Source organism: Iningainema tapete BLCC-T55 (genome assembly GCF_014698965.1).
GTDB classification, from domain to species: domain Bacteria; phylum Cyanobacteriota; class Cyanobacteriia; order Cyanobacteriales; family Nostocaceae; genus Iningainema; species Iningainema tapete.
Genome location: NZ_JACXAE010000021.1, coordinates 16,474 through 32,447, shown reverse-complemented (window position 1 = coordinate 32,447; position 15,974 = coordinate 16,474). Strand labels below are relative to the sequence as shown.

Sequence of the window (15,974 nt, the reverse complement as noted above, 5' to 3'; positions counted from 1 at the left end):
TTTTGCAGGCATAGCTTATAGAATGCTGGGAAATATATCTTCCAGTATCCGTCAAAATGTATTTGACAGACTACTAGGCTAGAAGCATGATTCTTAGCTTTCCCTAGTTTCTCCCGGCTCGCTCTTTGATACTCAATCGTTAATAAACTGATTCTGGTTCTTTAACAGCAATAGTTAGCTTTAACCCCAAAGTATCTAATAGCGTTGACAAATCGTGAAGTTTTTGATTTTCTGCTTGTGATAGCATTTGGTAGAGATTTTCTTGATTGAGTTTAGCTTTTTCTAGTAGTGTAGTTATGCCACCATAAGCTGTAGCCACATTTCTAATAGCTACAAGAAAAAGTTGAGAATCTCCTTTTTCTAAAGCTGCATTGAGGTAAGCAGCCGCCTCATTGGGGTCTTTAAGCGATTCAATGGCGAAGGTATTGTTTAACAAAGGTATCAAAAGTCATTCTATTGGGAAGCGAAGGTTGCGCCCCTCGAATGGTGGTAGCTAAAGCACCAGCTGCTGCACCCCAAATAACTGCTTCACGTAAAGAAAGTTTTTCAAATAAAGCTGCTACTAAACCGCCGTTAAATGCGTCTCCAGCAGCAACTGTGTCTATAGCTTGAACAGGAAACGCTGGGATAAAAAAGCTTGATTCATTTGTAGCACAGAAGACACCTTTAGCACCAAGTTTGGCGATCGCACATTTCACCCCTCGCTGCAATAACACCGCAGTGGCTTCGGCAGCTGACTCAGAATCATTCACAGGAAAACCCACTAGTTGACTTGCTTCCACTTCATTTGGTGTAATAATATCTACCAACTGGTAAAGTTCATCTGGCACATTCACTTGTACTGGTGCGGGATCGAGAATTACCTTTACTCCTGCTTGTTGCGCCAAGGAAGCTGCTGCCACAACAGCAGACATGGGAATTTCAAATTGTAAAAGCAGTGCTGTACTTCTTGGTAGCAAATACGACAACCTTTCTACATCTTCGTGGTTGACGCGCCCATTTGCACCGGGAACAACGACAATTTGATTTTCGCCTTTGACATCTACTGTAATCAGAGCAACACCAGAACTCACTGTTTCATCAATAAACACGTGTTCAGTTTGTACACCAGTTGCTTGCAAATTACTAATTAGTTCTTTACCAAAACTATCTGCGCCCACCCGCCCTACCATCTGAGTGGGGATTCCCAATCGCGCTAATGCTACTGCTTGATTTGCGCCTTTACCTCCTGGGGCTGGAAAAAAATCATATCCCAGCAGCGTTTCTCCAGCGACTGGTAATCGTGGGGAAGTTGCAACTAAGTCTATGTTGATGCTACCAAAGACGATAATACTCATAATGTTTATTATATAAAGCACATTAACTTAAAAATTTCATATTTAAAACTACAGCCTTTACATTTAATTACACCTTCTAACTAGGCATGTGAGGTTCGTAATATTGTATTAATAAAAATATGGCGGTAGAAAGTAGTGGTTGCACCCTGAAAAAATTGGCGATCGCTTACGATAATAACTTATGAAAATCAAATACTATGTAACGGGCTTTTCCTTGCTGCTTAGCACGATACATAGCAATGTCAGCATCTCGCAGCAAGTTTTCTGGCTGTTCGTGATTACCGCTATTTAACGCAATACCAATACTAGCTGTAATGTACATCCGATGCCCATTTATATATAATGGTAATCGGAGAGTGTCTTGTATGCGTTTAGCGACATTAGTAGCGTCAGTTACATCTTTAATATCATCTAAGAGAACGGCAAACTCATCTCCACCAAATCGGGCAACAGTATCGCCACCACGTAAACTTGATTCTAAACGACGAGCGATCGCCACTAACAAATCATCTCCTATTCCATGTCCAAAGTTATCATTAACTCTCTTGAAACCATCTAAATCTACAAATAAAACAGCGAAGTGATAATTTTTACGTCGCTTTCCCCGTTCAAAAGTTTGTTTGAGACGATCCAAAAATAAAACTCGATTTGGTAATTCTGTCAAAGCGTCATAAAAAGCATTGCGGAGTAGATGAGCTTCTACTTGTTTACGTTGAGTAATATCTTGAAAAACTAAAACTGTACCTGTTATTTTACCATCATCCCAAATTGGTGAAACACTATCTCCAACTGATATTTTTGTACCATTTTTAGCAATCAATACACAGTTTTCTGGTATTTTCACAACCGTACCTGCTTCAATTACTTGTGTGGCAATATCAATTACCTCTCCCGTATCTTGATCGATCAAGGTGAATACTTCTGCTAAATTCTTACCAAACGCTTCATTTTGTCTCCAACCTGTCAGCGTTTCCGCTACTGGATTCATTATTTGTATACAACTATTACTATCTGTAACAATTACTCCACAACCCATACTATTAATAATCGCCTTCATTCTCAACCTTTCTAACTGCAGGCTTTTTTCCATTTGATGCTTGTATAGAGCCTTTTCCACAGCAGTCTGCAAGTCTTGCTCAGCAAATGGTTTGGGAATATAGCTAAAAGGCTCTTGAAACTGGTGATTATTTAATTTTTTTACTTCTGAATAATCCATTAAATATAAAACAGGTATTTGAAAAGTATTTTGAATTACATTTACTAATTGCAAGTCATTTATCTCTCCTAACAAGCAAATATCAATTAATACTAAACTAGGGTTAGTTTCTGCTACTTTCTGTAATGCTTTGATACCAGATTGTGTGCTTTGCAAGACAGTGTATCCAAATTTTCGCAAGCTATTGCTAATATCTAAAGCTGGGATTGTTTCATCCTCAATAACTAGGATTTTTGGAGAACTCATGCTAAAATTACCTGTTGGCTAAGGTTAATCTATTGTCAATATCAACTGCATCGTAAAGACAATATTCCTATGATAGTCAATCTCCAAAAAATCGGTATCAGTAAATGGTATTGATTATTTATCAAGTTAAATTTTTTAACGCCAAAATAAGTAATTACATACAAGTAATATCAAGCTATTATAATGGTATACAGATTTTTTCAATATTTATAAGTATAAAATGTTTGCTTTTACTTTTCTAGATTCCGCTAAAAAAATTGAAATATAAATCTATTTTGTTAATTAAGTTACCAAAAAGTGATGTTAAGTATTCGCTTTAAAGTTTAATTTGGTGGGAGGCGAACAGCTTTTCGCCCCTACCTATTTGTAATTTAGATACATTATTCACGTAGAAAGGCGCTTTCTTTACAGGTGTAGAGACGTACCATAATACATCTCTACAAATCTCCGTGCTTTAAATGTTGGATTTAGTTCTAGTTATACAGATACTAATTTTGCCGCCAAAGTCGGGAATTGGTGCAGCGGGCTTGCTCAAAGTAACTTGGACTTGTGACACGCGATCGCACTTGGATAGAATAGAATCGGCAATAACAGTAATTAACTTTTCCACCAAAGCAAATTTTGATGTTTTCACCAGATGTTGTACTAAGCTGATGACAATACGATAATCTAGAGTGTCTTCGATGGCATCAGTTTTCCCAGCTGTAGAAATATCCAGCCATAACTTCACATCCACCTCAAACCATTGTCCTAAAACTTGTTCCTCTGGCAAATAGCCAGTGTAGCCATAGCAGCGAATTCCTGTTAAATCAATACAATCCATAGAAAATAGTCATGAGTACTTATTTCACCAGTCCTCAGTTTAAGAGCATTTAGCCCCGTTGGGAAACAATTAATTCCTCAACCCATTATCGATGTGCTTTATTTCACTTGCGACTTTCTCGCCGCCACTTTCCCCTCACCAAGCGAATTTCATCAAAACTGTAGCTTTCGCCAAGATATTCTTTAATTGGGGTAAGCGAAATGTCGCCTAAAGTTTCCAACACTTGCCGAATTTTTTGCTGTTTCTCTACGCTCACTATCTGATTTAAATCTATCGGGTGATTTTTCTCAATTAAATCGCTTAGGTGACGAATAATTGTAGACGTGCGGAAGTTACGTTTTAGGGCTATTTCTGCTACGCTCATACCTTGTTCATATAACTGTAAGGTATATAATTCCGTATCTGTAGGTAAACTTGCATTATTTGTGGAATCGGGATAACGCTTTGAACCTTGCTCAAAACTCCTGTCTGCTGTCTCCTGTTTCCTACCTCCTAAGTAAGCGCGAATTTCAGCTAAGAATTTATCACCATATTGAGCAAGTTTGTGACTACCCACGCCAGATATTTTACTAAATTCTTCTTTGGTTTGGGGTTGTGCTTGCGCCATTAATTTCAAGGTAGAATCTTGGAAGATCATGTAGGGAGGAACAGATTGTTCGTCAGCTAGTTGTTTACGTAGCGAGCGCAACTTCTGCATGAGAATTTCCACTTCTGCTGCTTTTTCATTTGTATCTTCCCAAGTAATTTTTTGGGCTACGGGAGTGGCGATAGAAACAGTACGCTGTTTACGCATCACTTCCCAACTTTGGGCGTTAAGTTTCAAAACTGCGTAACCATCGCTAGTTTGTACTAGCAATCCTTGATGCAGTAGGGAACGCCCTAACATCCGCCACTCGTCTACAGTTTTATCTTTACCAATACCGTAGGTTGAAAGTTTATCGTGTCCATTAATAGTAATTTTCTGAGTTTTTGCTCCCCGCAACACATCTATAATATGAAGCATCCCAAATCTTTCTTTACAACGCGCCACACAAGATAAAAACTTCATCGCTTCGATTGTCCAATCTTGCACTGGTTTGGGATAAAGACAGTTGTCACAGTTACCACAATTACCTGTAAAACGTTCGCCGAAATAACCTAGCTGAATTGTGCGCCGACAATCTGTGCCTTCAGCATAGTCGATCATCTGCCGCAGTTGTTGCTTAGAAATTAACTGTTCTTGAGGATCTGGTTTTTGATTGATGAGAAATTCGATTGTTTTGATATCACCGTAACCAAAAAATAATGTACACCGAGATGGTTCTCCATCTCTACCAGCCCGTCCTGATTCTTGATAGTAACTTTCTAAATTGCGAGATATATCATAGTGAATGACAAACCGTACATCTGGTTTATTAATTCCCATGCCAAAAGCAATGGTTGCTACCATCACTCTCACATCATCTCGAATAAACCGAGTTTGATTGTTGGTACGTTCTTCATCAGTTAATCCGGCATGATATGGCAGTACTGCAATTTTATCATGTTCGAGTTTCAGCTTGAGTTCATCAACTTTTTTGCGCGTTAAGCAATAGATAATTCCTGAACCTTCGTTTTCCCGAATGATTTCTAATAGTTCAGCGTATGCGTACTTTGTTTTGGGACGAACTTCGTAGTAAAGGTTTGTGCGGTTGAAACTAGCAATGTGGATGTTGGGTTGGTTTAGCCCCAGTTGTTGAATAATATCACTGCGAACCCGATCTGTGGCTGTGGCGGTAAGGGCGAGTGTGGGGATACCTTTGTAACGTTTGCGTAGTAACTTCAGTTGGCGGTACTCTGGGCGAAAGTCATGTCCCCATTCTGAAACACAATGGGCTTCGTCGATCGCAAAGGCAGAAATACCTACTTTTTCATGTACTAAATCTAGCAATGGGAGAAATCTTTCACTGAGTAACCTTTCTGGAGCGACGTATAGCAGTTTGACTTTCCCGTTGATGATGGCTTCTTCACGCGCTCGCACTTGATGGGCGTTGAGACTACTATTAAGAAATGTTGCGGCTACACCGTTCTTTCTCAGTGTTTCCACTTGATCTTGCATCAACGCTATCAGCGGCGATACTACCACAGTTAAACCTTTTTTCAAAAGTGCTGGTAGTTGAAAGCACAGTGATTTTCCGCCACCTGTAGGCATGACAATCAGTAAATCCCGATTTTGCAGCGCTTGCTCAATAATTTCCCGTTGTCCTAGACGGAAATTGTCGTAACCGAAGTAATATTTTAGCGCTTGTTCTAAGTTGGGATTCTGAGACATAGGTGGATTTTTACAAAGAAGGCATCTTGCCTGCTTTATATAATAGTCAATCGAGGGTAAAATGTGCGACTTATTTCAGTTCGACAGGCACACCCCATCGAATGTATCAAGTTTAAGGTGATCGCGATCGCTACTGATTTAATTTTGCACCGCTGCTAACCAAGTCGGCAAATCAGCTAAACTGGTGAAATCTAATAGTGCTTCGCTCAAGTTTTCCAGCACAGGTAAAGGTAAACCAGAAATTGTGTCGCGCATTTCCCCTGACAGTTGTCCAAACCGCTTAGTCAACAGTCGGATAATCAGGTTAGCAGCCTCTTCTTGTCGTCCCTCCTCTCGTCCTTCAACTCGTCCTTCCGCATGTCCTTCTGCTTTGATTTCTCGATAAACTCTCGTTTCCGTGAGTGTGATTCCTAGCATTGACTCTACCTCAATTCGACTAAATGTTTCAAACTTGTACACCATAATTGTCGTAATCATCTCTATTATGGCGCGACTCTGTTCGATCGAATCTCGGCGCATGAAGCATTTTATTTAATTGATTTGTTCAACATGCGATACATTTAATCACATATCCCCCAAATTTCAAGCCATTTGATGACTTCATCTCCTGAGATTATACGACTCGTTTGAATGTGAGCGATCGCATAAAAGAGGTACACTAATAGCATCAGCATTGCACCTAGACCAAAATTTATTATCTATGTCTCGTTGGTTTAACACCGCAGGTCCCTGTAAAGCCGATATTCACTACATGCTTTCACCAACGAGTCGATTGCCAGATTTGAAGCAGCTGATTGCCCAAGAAAGCTCCGCATGTGATTCATGCGCCTCGCCAAACGGGTAAAACCACCGCAATGCTAGCACTGGCTGAGGAACTAACGAAGAGTGGTCGCTATGCGGCAGTCATGGTATCGGCAGAAGTGGGAAGTCCCTATAATCATGACCCAGGTGCGGCAGAATTGGCGATGCTTCCTACTTGGCGCGATACAATTGCCGACTCCTTGCCCGAAGATCTGCAACCTCCTACTTAGCACGCTTAGGAGTGAATTTTCGTTGGCTAATTATTTTTGACCAACATTCCAAAGCACCACCAATTGAAGAACGTTTAAAAACACAAATTACAACCACAAAAAATGGACGTTCCGTCACAGTTGTACATGCGTAACGCACATCCATGTAGAGACGTTCCATGGAACGTCTGTGAGCTTGTTTTTCACTGCGATATCTGCTTGTGCGAATTTAGTAATTTCAGACTGCTTTTAGAATGATAATGATAAAGAGTGAAGTTTATCAGTAATAAGTCACATATGCCAAAAGCAGTTTGGAACGGCGCAACTTTAGCCGAAAGCGATAATACTGTAGTTGTGGAAGGTAACCACTACTTCCCCCCCGACTCCATCAATAAGGAGTACTTTAAGGAAAGTGATACCCACACTACTTGCCCTTGGAAAGGTCTTGCTAGTTACTACAGTGTAGAGGTAGATGGGCAAGTTAACAAAGATGCTGCTTGGTACTACCCCAGTGCGAAGGAGAAGGCTAAGCAGATTGAAGGGTACGTTGCCTTTTGGCGCGGCGTAAAAGTCGAGTCGTAGTTTCCGCTCTTTGCAGTGTAACGCACCTCATAGTCCCGGTGCGTTACTACCAATAGTCATACTTTACCAACTATAATGGTAAAAAAAACAAATCAAGTAATTTAAATTAATAGTAATAATTTATACTAATATTTTTGTCGGGAGATAAATTCTAAAGTAAACAGTGTTTACTGAAAATTAAGGTCATCTCTAGATGAGAAGAAGTATTTTTAATCCTGCCTCCGTAGTCATCGTGCTTTTAGTGGTTTTAAATTATCGCCCAATTAAAGCGATCGCCCAAGAAGTACCACCGCCACAAACTACCAACCTCAACGTCTTTGCTGCTAGCAGTTTGACTAACGCTCTACAAGAAATTGAGCCACTTTACGAGCAAAGTAGACAAAATATCGATGTGAACTACAACTTTGCCGCATCAGGTACTCTCGCCAACCAGATTCTACAGGGAGCGCCAGCAGATGTTTTCTTCTCAGCAGCAGAAAGAGAGGTACAGATTTTAGAGGATGCCAATCTACTGTTACCTGGAACTAGGCGAGATGTGCTAAACAACCGTTTGGCGATAGTCACACCAGTAAACTCTACATTATCTATATCAAGTGTTCAAGACCTAACCAATCCAGAAGTAAGCCGGGTGGCGGTTGGTACTGCTAGCACTGTTCCAGCAGGAGAGTACGCACAGCAATTATTCAACTCTTCGGGAATCAACGATCAAATCCAACCAAAACTTGTTTTTGGGAACAATGTCCGTGAAGTGCCAACACATTTGGATTCGCCCCTGCTAATGCTATAGTACCAGCTTCCGTTCCCGCACCTAATTCGGCGCGAGGACAGGTTTCTGTTCCCGAACCCAGTTCACTATTAGGTGTATTTGCTTTAGCTACTCTAAGCATCGGCTTAGGTTGGAAACGCAAAAAACTTTGTGCCGCAAGTTGATGGATTTAAAAAAAGCCCCAAATTTGTTATGAATGGGGCTTTTTGATAAGCACCAGTAGGGGCGAACAGTCCGTTCACCCCTACTTGCAAGCATTCTAGCAACATGTTGATTTTTCTTACCATAAGTAGAAAAACTAGTAAACATTCTGGCAATTTGTATGTTATGCTTGCTCTAGAGGGAAAAAAAGGCAAGCATTTTAGATAAATGTATGTTATGCTTGCTTTATTGGGAATCAAAACTGCGAAAGCACTCGAGTCGTTTACAGGAAAAAAACTCTCAAAGTGCATTCTGTTGCCTTGGTGGCTTCAGTTAAGTCCATTGTGACTTATTGTAACGGAGAAGTAAAGCTCAATGAAGCAGGACAATAATCTTCGTAACAACCTGAAGTCAATTAGAACCCGTCTGGGTATGAGCCAGCAAGATTTGGCTAACATAGCAGGTGTTACTCGTCAGACAATTAGTGGTGTGGAGTCAGGACAATATGCTCCTTCGGTGGCTATTACACTTCGCTTAGCAAAGGCACTGGGTTGTCAAGTGGAGGATTTATTCTGGCTAGACGAGGATTTGCCTGAAATAGAAGCAGTTCTTGCCAAATCTGTTCCTAGTAACCAACAAGTACGATTCAGTCTGGCACGGGTAGGTGGGCAATGGATAGCTTATCCTTTAATTGGAAAGGATGCTTTTCGCACAGAAATGATTCCTGCTGATGGAGAAGGTAATAGCCAACTCGGCACAGGTAAAGTCCAAGTTCGGCTGCTTGACGAGATGGATAAACTTCACAATACTGTAGTGATTGCTGGCTGTGCGCCTGTTATATCATTATGGGGAAGAGCGGCAGAACGGTGGCATCCTCAGTTACGAGTTCAGTTCAACTTCGCCAACAGCATGGCAGCATTACATAGTTTGTGCCGAGGTGAAGTTCACATTGCTGGGATGCATTTATACGATCCGCAAACTGGTGAGCATAATACTCCTTTTGTCCGTGATGTTTTATCTGGAAGGGCTGCCGTTTTGATTACCCTTGGGATGTGGGAAGAAGGACTTTTAGTGCAATCAGGCAATCCCTTGGGAATTAAAACACTTACTGATTTAGTGGAAACGGGCGGAACTATTGTTAACCGCGAACTTGGTTCTGGTAGTCGTATGGTTCTGGAACAAACTCTTGAACAAGAAGATATACCATTTGATAGTATAAAAGGATTTGATCGGATTGTCCAAAGTCATCAAGATGTTGCTCTAGCTGTGGTATCAGGGATGGCTGATGCAGGTATCAGCACAGCATCTGTAGCTGCTACTCATGGGTTAGAATTTATCCCCCTACGCTCCTCGCGATACGATCTAGTCATTCTCAAGGAATACTTGGAAGAACCACCAGTACAGCAGTTACTGGGAACTTTGGGACATCGCCTAGTTCACTCGCAATTAGAAATTCTTGGTGGATATGATACCAGCAAAATTGGGGAAGTGGTAGCGACTATTTAAAATTGACTGTCAATTGGTTGGTTGGTTAAGGGAAATCTGCGTCATTTCTACTGACAGTCTGTCTAGTATTGCCATGAGCTAATTGTTAATTGTTAATTGTCAATATTCTTTGCTATTAGCCAGTCTTCCATTAACAATTAGCAATTAACCAAGTAAAAACTTATCAATAATTCTATGTTCCCTATCTTGGATGTTGTTGCGGCTGAGCGATCGCCTCCAGCGACGTTCTGCGCCACACGTAAAGACTTACTCAACAAACAATTGCAGGAGAATAATCATGTCAGTTGATGAAAAAATCAGACAAATAGCATTCTACGGTAAAGGCGGTATCGGTAAATCTACCACCTCCCAAAACACCCTCGCCGCTATGGCAGAAGTGGGACAACGCATTCTGATTGTAGGATGCGATCCCAAAGCCGATTCCACCCGACTGATTCTCCACTGTAAAGCCCAAACCACCGTGCTGCACCTAGCTGCTGAACGGGGCGCTGTCGAAGATTTGGAACTTGAAGAAGTTGTGATCACTGGCTTCCGGGGAATTAGATGCGTAGAATCTGGTGGTCCTGAACCCGGTGTTGGTTGTGCCGGTCGTGGTATCATCACAGCTATCAACTTCTTAGAAGAAAACGGTGCATACCAAGACGTAGATTTCGTTTCCTACGACGTATTGGGTGACGTGGTTTGTGGTGGTTTCGCCATGCCAATCAGGGAAGGCAAAGCCCAAGAAATCTACATCGTAACTTCCGGTGAAATGATGGCAATGTTTGCTGCTAACAACATCGCACGCGGTGTGCTGAAGTACGCTCATACTGGCGGTGTGCGCTTGGCTGGTCTAATTTGTAATAGCCGCAAAACTGACCGGGAAGAAGAACTGATTACCACACTAGCATCCCGATTAAGCACTCAGATGATTCACTTCGTCCCCCGTGACAATATCGTGCAACACGCTGAATTGCGCCGGATGACTGTCAACGAGTATGCACCTGACAGCAACCAAGCAAATGAATACCGCACATTAGCCGACAAGATTATCAACAATAAATTTTTTGCCGTTCCCACACCCATTGAGATGGACGAGCTCGAAGCGTTGTTGATTGAGTTCGGTATCCTCGAAAGCGAGGAAAATGCCGCTAAATTGGTTGGCGTCGCCAAAGCTCAAGAAGAATCTGAAAAGAGGCTTGAAGATGCTGAGGGTGAAGCGTTAGAAGCCCTGAAAAAAGGTAACGTTGAAGTAGTTGCTGCTGGCGACAAGAAGTAAGGCTTTTGCTTGTTAATCTAGGGCAAAAAGAGATCCCCCCAACCCCTCCAAACCCCCCCTTAATAAGGGGGGGGCAAGGGGGAGTGGGCACTAAAACCCACTATCTAATATGAAAATTACTCAAGGCAATATCAACGATCGCTCTTGCGAACAGAGAAAAAAATCTCATACACAATTACCATTACCAGGAGTTGCTCCAGGAGGTTGTGCTTTTGATGGTGCAATGAATGCTCTCGTACCAATCACTGATGCTGCTCATTTAGTCCACGGACCTATTACTTGTGCTGGCTCTTGGGGAGGTCGTGGCAGTCTCTCCTCTAATTCTATGATATATAAAATCGGCTTTTCCACTGATATTGAGGAGAGCGATATCATTTTTGGTGGAGCAAAAAAGCTGTACAAAGCTATTGTGCAATTAGAAAGACGCTACAAACCTGCTGCGGTATTTGTCTACTCCACCTGCATTACTGCCCTGATTGGTGACGATGTGAAGACAATCTGCAAAACTGCTGCCCAGGATTTAGGTATACCAATTATACCAGTAAATTCTCCGGGATTTACTGGAGGTAATAAATTGGGCAACCAAGTTGCTAGTGTTGCTTTACTGGAACACGTCGTCGGTACAGCAGAACCTGAATTTACCACACTTTATGATATAAACCTCATTGGTGAATATAACATTAAGGGTGAAATCTGGAACATTCTGCCGCTGTTGGAGAAATTAGGTATCAGAGTTTTAGCAAAAATTACGGGTGATGCTCGCTACAAGGAAATCTGTTACGCTCATCGAGCTAAGCTGAACGTGATGTGTTCAAAATCGCTCTTGCACATGGCAAGAAAGATGGAAGAGTTATATGGTATACCATATATTGAAGATTCTTTCTATGGCTTGGAAGACACTAATAGCTTTCTGAGGGACATTGCGGCGAAATTAGGCGATCGCGATTTGGTTGAGCGCACAGAAAAGCTGATTGCCCAAGAAACTGCTGCAATGGAAGCAGCACTAGCTCCCTACCGCCAGCAACTCCAAGGAAAGCGCGTCGTATTTTATACTAATCGTATTAAGATTTGGTCGATGATCTCGGCAGCTAATCAATTGGGGATGGAAATTATCGTTACCAGTAATCAAGAAAGTACTGAGGAAGATAAAGCGAGAATAAAAAGGATACTGGATCAAAATGGTATCATTCTCGACCAAGAAAGTCCTCAGAAAGTTCTGCAGATAATTAATGAAAATCAAGCTCATATATTAGTAGCTAATAGTAGCAATCAAGACATAGCTTTGAGTGCGGGAATTCCTTTTCTCAACATTAACCAGGAACGCCACTATCACTGTGCGGGCTATGCGGGAATATTAGCGGTGGCAAAAGACCTGTATCAAACCTTGACTAACCCAGTGTGGGAGCAAGTACGTAAACCTGTCTCTTGGGAGGTGTAAGCATGGCAATTGTTAGCGTTACGAGTACATCAGTTACAGTGAATCCCCTGAGGCAAAGTCAACCTTTAGGTGCGGCTTTAGCCTTTTTGGGTTTGAAAGGGATGATACCTTTAATGCATGGTTCCCAAGGCTGTACTGCTTTTGCCAAAGTTGTTTTAGTCAGGCATTTTCGCTCTTGCATTCCCCTCAACACTACAGCGATGACAGAAGTCTCAACTATATTAGGTGGTGAGGAGAATGTTGAACAGGCAATCCTCACATTGGCGCAGAAATCAAAACCAGAAATTATTGGTTTATGTACCACTGGATTGACGGAAACCAGAGGGGATGACATGCCGCGCTTTGTCAAGCAAATCCGCCTTCATCATCCAGAACTAAATAACCTACCGATAGTGCTAATTTCTACACCGGATTTTAAAGGTGGGTTGCAAGATGGCTTTGCCGCTGCAGTGGAGAGTATAGTTAAGCAACTTCCTCAACCAGGGGATGCTAAACCTCAACAAGTCACAATTTTGGTAAGTTCTGCTTTCACGCTAGGAGATGTACAGGAAATTAAAGAGATTGTTAGCGCCTTTGGATTGGAGGCGATCGTACTACCTGATATTTCTGCAACACTTGACGGTCATTTAGAAGATTCTTATAATGCTACCAAAGCCAAAGGTACTACTGTGCCACAACTGCGCTCCCTTGGCAGTTCTGTCTTCACCCTTGCGTTGGGCGAAAGTATGCGGCAAGCAGCACAAATTTTGGAAAACAAGTTTAGCATACCCTATGAGGTGTTTGGTGAGCTGACAGGATTAGATGCAACAGACAAGTTTTTGCAAGCATTATCAGATATTAGTGGCATTAGCGTACCAGAAAAATACCGCCGAGAGCGTCGCCAGTTGCAAGATGCTTTGTTGGACACTCACTTTTACTTTGGGTGCAAGCGAGTTTCTTTAGCTTTAGAACCAGATTTACTTTGGTCAACAGTTCATTTTCTCAAATCAGTTGGAACTCAAATTCATGCAGCGGTAACCACAACACGCTCTCCTTTGTTGGAAAAAATTCCCATCGGTAGCGTCACTATTGGGGATTTAGAAGATTTTGAGCAACTGGCAGTCGGTTCTGACTTAATCATAGCCAACTCTCACGCAGTTGAAAGTGCAAAACGTTTAGGAATTCCTATTTATCGTCAAGGAATTCCTATTTTTGACCGTTTAGGAAATGGTCTGTTCACTAAAGTTAGTTATCGCGGTACTATGCAGCTTTTGTTTGACATTGGCAATTTATTTTTAGAGCAGGAAGAAGCTAAGGTTAAGCATTAAATACAGCGTTACTTATTTTAAGTATGATTTGCGAGAAATCAGAAGCCCGGTTTCTTGAAGAAACCGGGCTTCTGGGAACGCTTTTGACAAATAGAAGCGAGGATTGTTGTATAAAAATCAATTCATACTTCAATATTTATATCCAAAAAAAGCCCCAAGTATGCGAAGACTTGGGGTTTTGAATTCTTCACCAGCAATCCAACAGCGAGGCTATAAATAAATTTATATTCTCTGATAAATATTCTAGCAACATGTTTGCTATTCTTGCTATAGGAATTAAAACTTAGCAAACATTTTGGCAATTTGTTTTTTTTTCTTGCAAAAAGCAAGATAATTAGCAATATGTATGCTATACTTGCTAAGATAAGGGAATTGAAAGAGCAAAAGCAAAATTCTTCTTTGAGTAAGAACAAAATATACTCAATAGACTTGCTTTTGCGAAGTAAAATCCTGTTAAATTGGTTGGTTACATGGTGAAACTTGTTAAGGGATGATCTGCGTGATTCCTACTATTTATCCAGCCAATATAATAAAGCGATAAAAATCTAAAAATTACTATATGAATAAGGAATTGCCCCATTTCATTAATCATATTGTTTATAGTTTGCAGTCAATTAAGGGAATTATAGCCGTCACACTAGGAGGTTCACGGGCACGGGGCAACCATACTCACAAGTCAGATGTGGATTTGGGAATTTATTACAATCCAGAAAACCCACCTGATCTAATTGCTCTAAATCAACTCGCTTCTGAGCTTGATGATAACCATCGCATAAATTTGGTTACTGCAATTGGGGAATGGGGAAAGTGGATTAACGGTGGCGGTTGGCTACGGGTGCAAGGCGTAGCTGTAGATTTTCTCTATCGCGATTTGGCTAAGGTTAATCGTGTCATTGATGATTGCCATGCTGGAAAAATTACTATTGATTATCAACCAGGGCATCCTCACGGCTTTGTGTCCTCAATTTATATGGGGGAACTGGTATCTGGTATAAAATAATGCTGACGGGCAAGATTTTACAAACAGTTGCAAGCATCGGACAAGAATATGCTAATTAGCGCTCGTAATTCTTTCAAAGGAACTGTAAAGAAAATAACCAGGAGCCGTTAATACTCTCGGTAATCATTGAAATTACGCCAGGGGTGGAAGTGACGGCAATTATCAGGCTTATCCTCGGTAGAAAATCTCCGCCTTAGCGATCGCGCTCCGTTAAAGCTTCTGATGTGCTAGTTGCTGTTTAATGAGTCAGTATCGTATTTAGTAGCAATACGATACACAAACAAATATAGTTGATTTTGGATCGCTCGGAGGATATTCTTTGAGCGTTTTTTTGTTTAGATTACTCAGACAAGGCGATCGCCTGATTGGTTAGACTGACGACAAACAACTTAACCAGTTGATAAAATTTCAGTGTAGACTGAAGCAGGTAGGTTAGCGTCCCATGCCTGACAATAAATTCGACCTTCAAAAGCTTGTCACTGATTTTAACTTAGAACTATCTGAGAATACAAAATTATTTTCTGATATACAACCTGTTGAACCTAGTGAGTTACTGCTAACTTTACTAGAAGAAAACTTACCTTTAGCAACGGCGATTAATACTGAAAAAGCGCGGGGAGAGTTAGTTATTTTTCCCGTATTGCTAGAAGTAAAACGTAAGATGAATAGTCAAATATCTATATTTTATGGCAAAGAATTTACTGTTGCTCCAGAGCAGGGATTAAATGGTAATCCTGATTTTTTAATTAGTCGCAGCCGCGAACAATTCTTTATTAGCGCTCCCGTAATGACACTAGTGGAGGCAAAAAATCAAGATATTAACAGTGGCTTAGGGCAGTGTGGAGCAGAAATGCTAGCTGCACAGATATATAATGCTAATAATAATAAATCTATAAATGTTATCTACGGTTGCGTTACCACTGGTGTGTTATGGAGATTTTTACGTTTAGAAAACCAAACTTTATATATTGACAAAGTAGAAATTACCCTTGAACCAATCGATAGATTACTTGGTATTTTCTTACAAATTATTAAATGAAAAACTACTTTTACT

General features: G+C 41.0%; 15 protein-coding genes and 2 pseudogenes. 10 read left to right on the top strand and 7 right to left on the bottom strand.

The window, feature by feature from the left end; translation table 11 throughout:
• Nucleotides 1-139 precede the first annotated feature (139 nt).
• From ICL16_RS04405 to ICL16_RS04380, 6 genes and pseudogenes are all read right to left on the bottom strand, one after another.
• Nucleotides 140-445, bottom strand: coding sequence for a helix-turn-helix domain-containing transcriptional regulator (locus tag ICL16_RS04405; RefSeq protein ID WP_190825677.1), 306 nt, complete (start codon nucleotides 443-445; stop codon nucleotides 140-142).
• Complete coding sequence (gene rbsK / locus ICL16_RS04400; RefSeq protein WP_190825676.1) at nucleotides 411-1,337, bottom strand: ribokinase; 927 nt, start codon at nucleotides 1,335-1,337, stop codon at nucleotides 411-413. Before rbsK ends, ICL16_RS04405 begins: the two co-directional genes overlap by 35 nt.
• Before the next feature lie 166 nt (nucleotides 1,338-1,503).
• Nucleotides 1,504-2,799, bottom strand: a complete 1,296-nt coding sequence (locus tag ICL16_RS04395) for a diguanylate cyclase domain-containing protein (RefSeq protein WP_190825675.1) — start codon at nucleotides 2,797-2,799, stop codon at nucleotides 1,504-1,506.
• Nucleotides 2,800-3,253: 454 nt separating this feature from the next.
• Complete coding sequence (gene folB, locus ICL16_RS04390) at nucleotides 3,254-3,622, bottom strand: dihydroneopterin aldolase (RefSeq protein WP_190825674.1); 369 nt, start codon at nucleotides 3,620-3,622, stop codon at nucleotides 3,254-3,256.
• Nucleotides 3,623-3,725: 103 nt separating this feature from the next.
• Nucleotides 3,726-5,912: a DNA helicase RecQ gene (recQ, locus tag ICL16_RS04385; protein WP_190825673.1), complete on the bottom strand. Its 2,187-nt coding sequence runs from the start codon at nucleotides 5,910-5,912 to the stop codon at nucleotides 3,726-3,728.
• A gap of 138 nt (nucleotides 5,913-6,050) precedes the next feature.
• A pseudogene (locus tag ICL16_RS04380) lies at nucleotides 6,051-6,407 on the bottom strand (DUF4351 domain-containing protein); the annotation flags it as partial.
• 205 nt (nucleotides 6,408-6,612) lie between these two features.
• Here ICL16_RS04380 and ICL16_RS04375 point away from each other — a divergent pair.
• A pseudogene (locus tag ICL16_RS04375) lies at nucleotides 6,613-6,937 on the top strand (ATP-binding protein); the annotation flags it as partial.
• Here the strand turns inward: ICL16_RS04375 and ICL16_RS04370 are convergent.
• Nucleotides 6,936-7,103, bottom strand: a complete 168-nt coding sequence (locus ICL16_RS04370; protein ID WP_190825671.1) for a hypothetical protein — start codon at nucleotides 7,101-7,103, stop codon at nucleotides 6,936-6,938. The pseudogene ICL16_RS04375 and the gene ICL16_RS04370 overlap by 2 nt on opposite strands.
• Nucleotides 7,104-7,219: 116 nt before the next feature.
• Here ICL16_RS04370 and ICL16_RS04365 point away from each other — a divergent pair, with 116 nt between their 5' ends.
• From ICL16_RS04365 to ICL16_RS04325, 9 genes are all read left to right on the top strand, one after another.
• Complete coding sequence (locus ICL16_RS04365) at nucleotides 7,220-7,504, top strand: DUF427 domain-containing protein (RefSeq protein WP_190825670.1); 285 nt, start codon at nucleotides 7,220-7,222, stop codon at nucleotides 7,502-7,504.
• A 193-nt stretch (nucleotides 7,505-7,697) separates the two neighbouring features.
• A complete protein-coding gene (gene modA, locus ICL16_RS04360) occupies nucleotides 7,698-8,291 on the top strand; it encodes a molybdate ABC transporter substrate-binding protein (protein ID WP_190825669.1) in 594 nt (197 codons plus the stop codon).
• Nucleotides 8,288-8,434: a PEP-CTERM sorting domain-containing protein gene (locus tag ICL16_RS47605; RefSeq protein ID WP_190825678.1), complete on the top strand. Its 147-nt coding sequence runs from the start codon at nucleotides 8,288-8,290 to the stop codon at nucleotides 8,432-8,434. Before modA ends, ICL16_RS47605 begins: the two co-directional genes overlap by 4 nt.
• 352 nt (nucleotides 8,435-8,786) lie before the next feature.
• A complete protein-coding gene (locus ICL16_RS04350; protein ID WP_190825668.1) occupies nucleotides 8,787-9,917 on the top strand; it encodes a substrate-binding domain-containing protein in 1,131 nt (376 codons plus the stop codon).
• 277 nt (nucleotides 9,918-10,194) lie between these two features.
• Nucleotides 10,195-11,175 (top strand): nitrogenase iron protein, encoded by a 981-nt coding sequence (gene nifH, locus ICL16_RS04345; RefSeq protein WP_190825667.1) that lies wholly within the window; start codon nucleotides 10,195-10,197, stop codon nucleotides 11,173-11,175.
• A 109-nt stretch (nucleotides 11,176-11,284) separates the two neighbouring features.
• Nucleotides 11,285-12,613, top strand: a complete 1,329-nt coding sequence (nifE, locus tag ICL16_RS04340; RefSeq protein ID WP_190825666.1) for a nitrogenase iron-molybdenum cofactor biosynthesis protein NifE — start codon at nucleotides 11,285-11,287, stop codon at nucleotides 12,611-12,613.
• 2 nt (nucleotides 12,614-12,615) lie between these two features.
• A complete protein-coding gene (nifN, locus tag ICL16_RS04335) occupies nucleotides 12,616-13,920 on the top strand; it encodes a nitrogenase iron-molybdenum cofactor biosynthesis protein NifN (protein ID WP_190825665.1) in 1,305 nt (434 codons plus the stop codon).
• Nucleotides 13,921-14,479: 559 nt separating this feature from the next.
• Nucleotides 14,480-14,920 (top strand): nucleotidyltransferase domain-containing protein, encoded by a 441-nt coding sequence (locus ICL16_RS04330; protein WP_238360598.1) that lies wholly within the window; start codon nucleotides 14,480-14,482, stop codon nucleotides 14,918-14,920.
• Nucleotides 14,921-15,362: 442 nt separating this feature from the next.
• Nucleotides 15,363-15,959: a hypothetical protein gene (locus tag ICL16_RS04325; RefSeq protein WP_190825664.1), complete on the top strand. Its 597-nt coding sequence runs from the start codon at nucleotides 15,363-15,365 to the stop codon at nucleotides 15,957-15,959.
• Nucleotides 15,960-15,974: the final 15 nt, after the last annotated feature.

Excerpts from the sequence above, each read along its gene's own strand:
- nifN (WP_190825665.1), top strand. The coding sequence starts at position 12,616 with ATGGCAATTGTTAGCGTTACGAGTACATCAGTTACAGTGAATCCCCTG.
- folB (WP_190825674.1), bottom strand. The coding sequence starts at position 3,622 with ATGGATTGTATTGATTTAACAGGAATTCGCTGCTATGGCTACACTGGC.
- ICL16_RS04330 (WP_238360598.1), top strand. The coding sequence starts at position 14,480 with ATGAATAAGGAATTGCCCCATTTCATTAATCATATTGTTTATAGTTTG.
- nifE (WP_190825666.1), top strand. The coding sequence starts at position 11,285 with ATGAAAATTACTCAAGGCAATATCAACGATCGCTCTTGCGAACAGAGA.
- nifH (WP_190825667.1), top strand. The coding sequence starts at position 10,195 with ATGTCAGTTGATGAAAAAATCAGACAAATAGCATTCTACGGTAAAGGC.
- ICL16_RS04370 (WP_190825671.1), bottom strand. The coding sequence starts at position 7,103 with ATGGAACGTCTCTACATGGATGTGCGTTACGCATGTACAACTGTGACG.
- ICL16_RS04395 (WP_190825675.1), bottom strand. The coding sequence starts at position 2,799 with ATGAGTTCTCCAAAAATCCTAGTTATTGAGGATGAAACAATCCCAGCT.
- ICL16_RS04350 (WP_190825668.1), top strand. The coding sequence starts at position 8,787 with ATGAAGCAGGACAATAATCTTCGTAACAACCTGAAGTCAATTAGAACC.
- modA (WP_190825669.1), top strand. The coding sequence starts at position 7,698 with ATGAGAAGAAGTATTTTTAATCCTGCCTCCGTAGTCATCGTGCTTTTA.
- ICL16_RS04365 (WP_190825670.1), top strand. The coding sequence starts at position 7,220 with ATGCCAAAAGCAGTTTGGAACGGCGCAACTTTAGCCGAAAGCGATAAT.
- rbsK (WP_190825676.1), bottom strand. The coding sequence starts at position 1,337 with ATGAGTATTATCGTCTTTGGTAGCATCAACATAGACTTAGTTGCAACT.
- recQ (WP_190825673.1), bottom strand. The coding sequence starts at position 5,912 with ATGTCTCAGAATCCCAACTTAGAACAAGCGCTAAAATATTACTTCGGT.
- ICL16_RS04325 (WP_190825664.1), top strand. The coding sequence starts at position 15,363 with ATGCCTGACAATAAATTCGACCTTCAAAAGCTTGTCACTGATTTTAAC.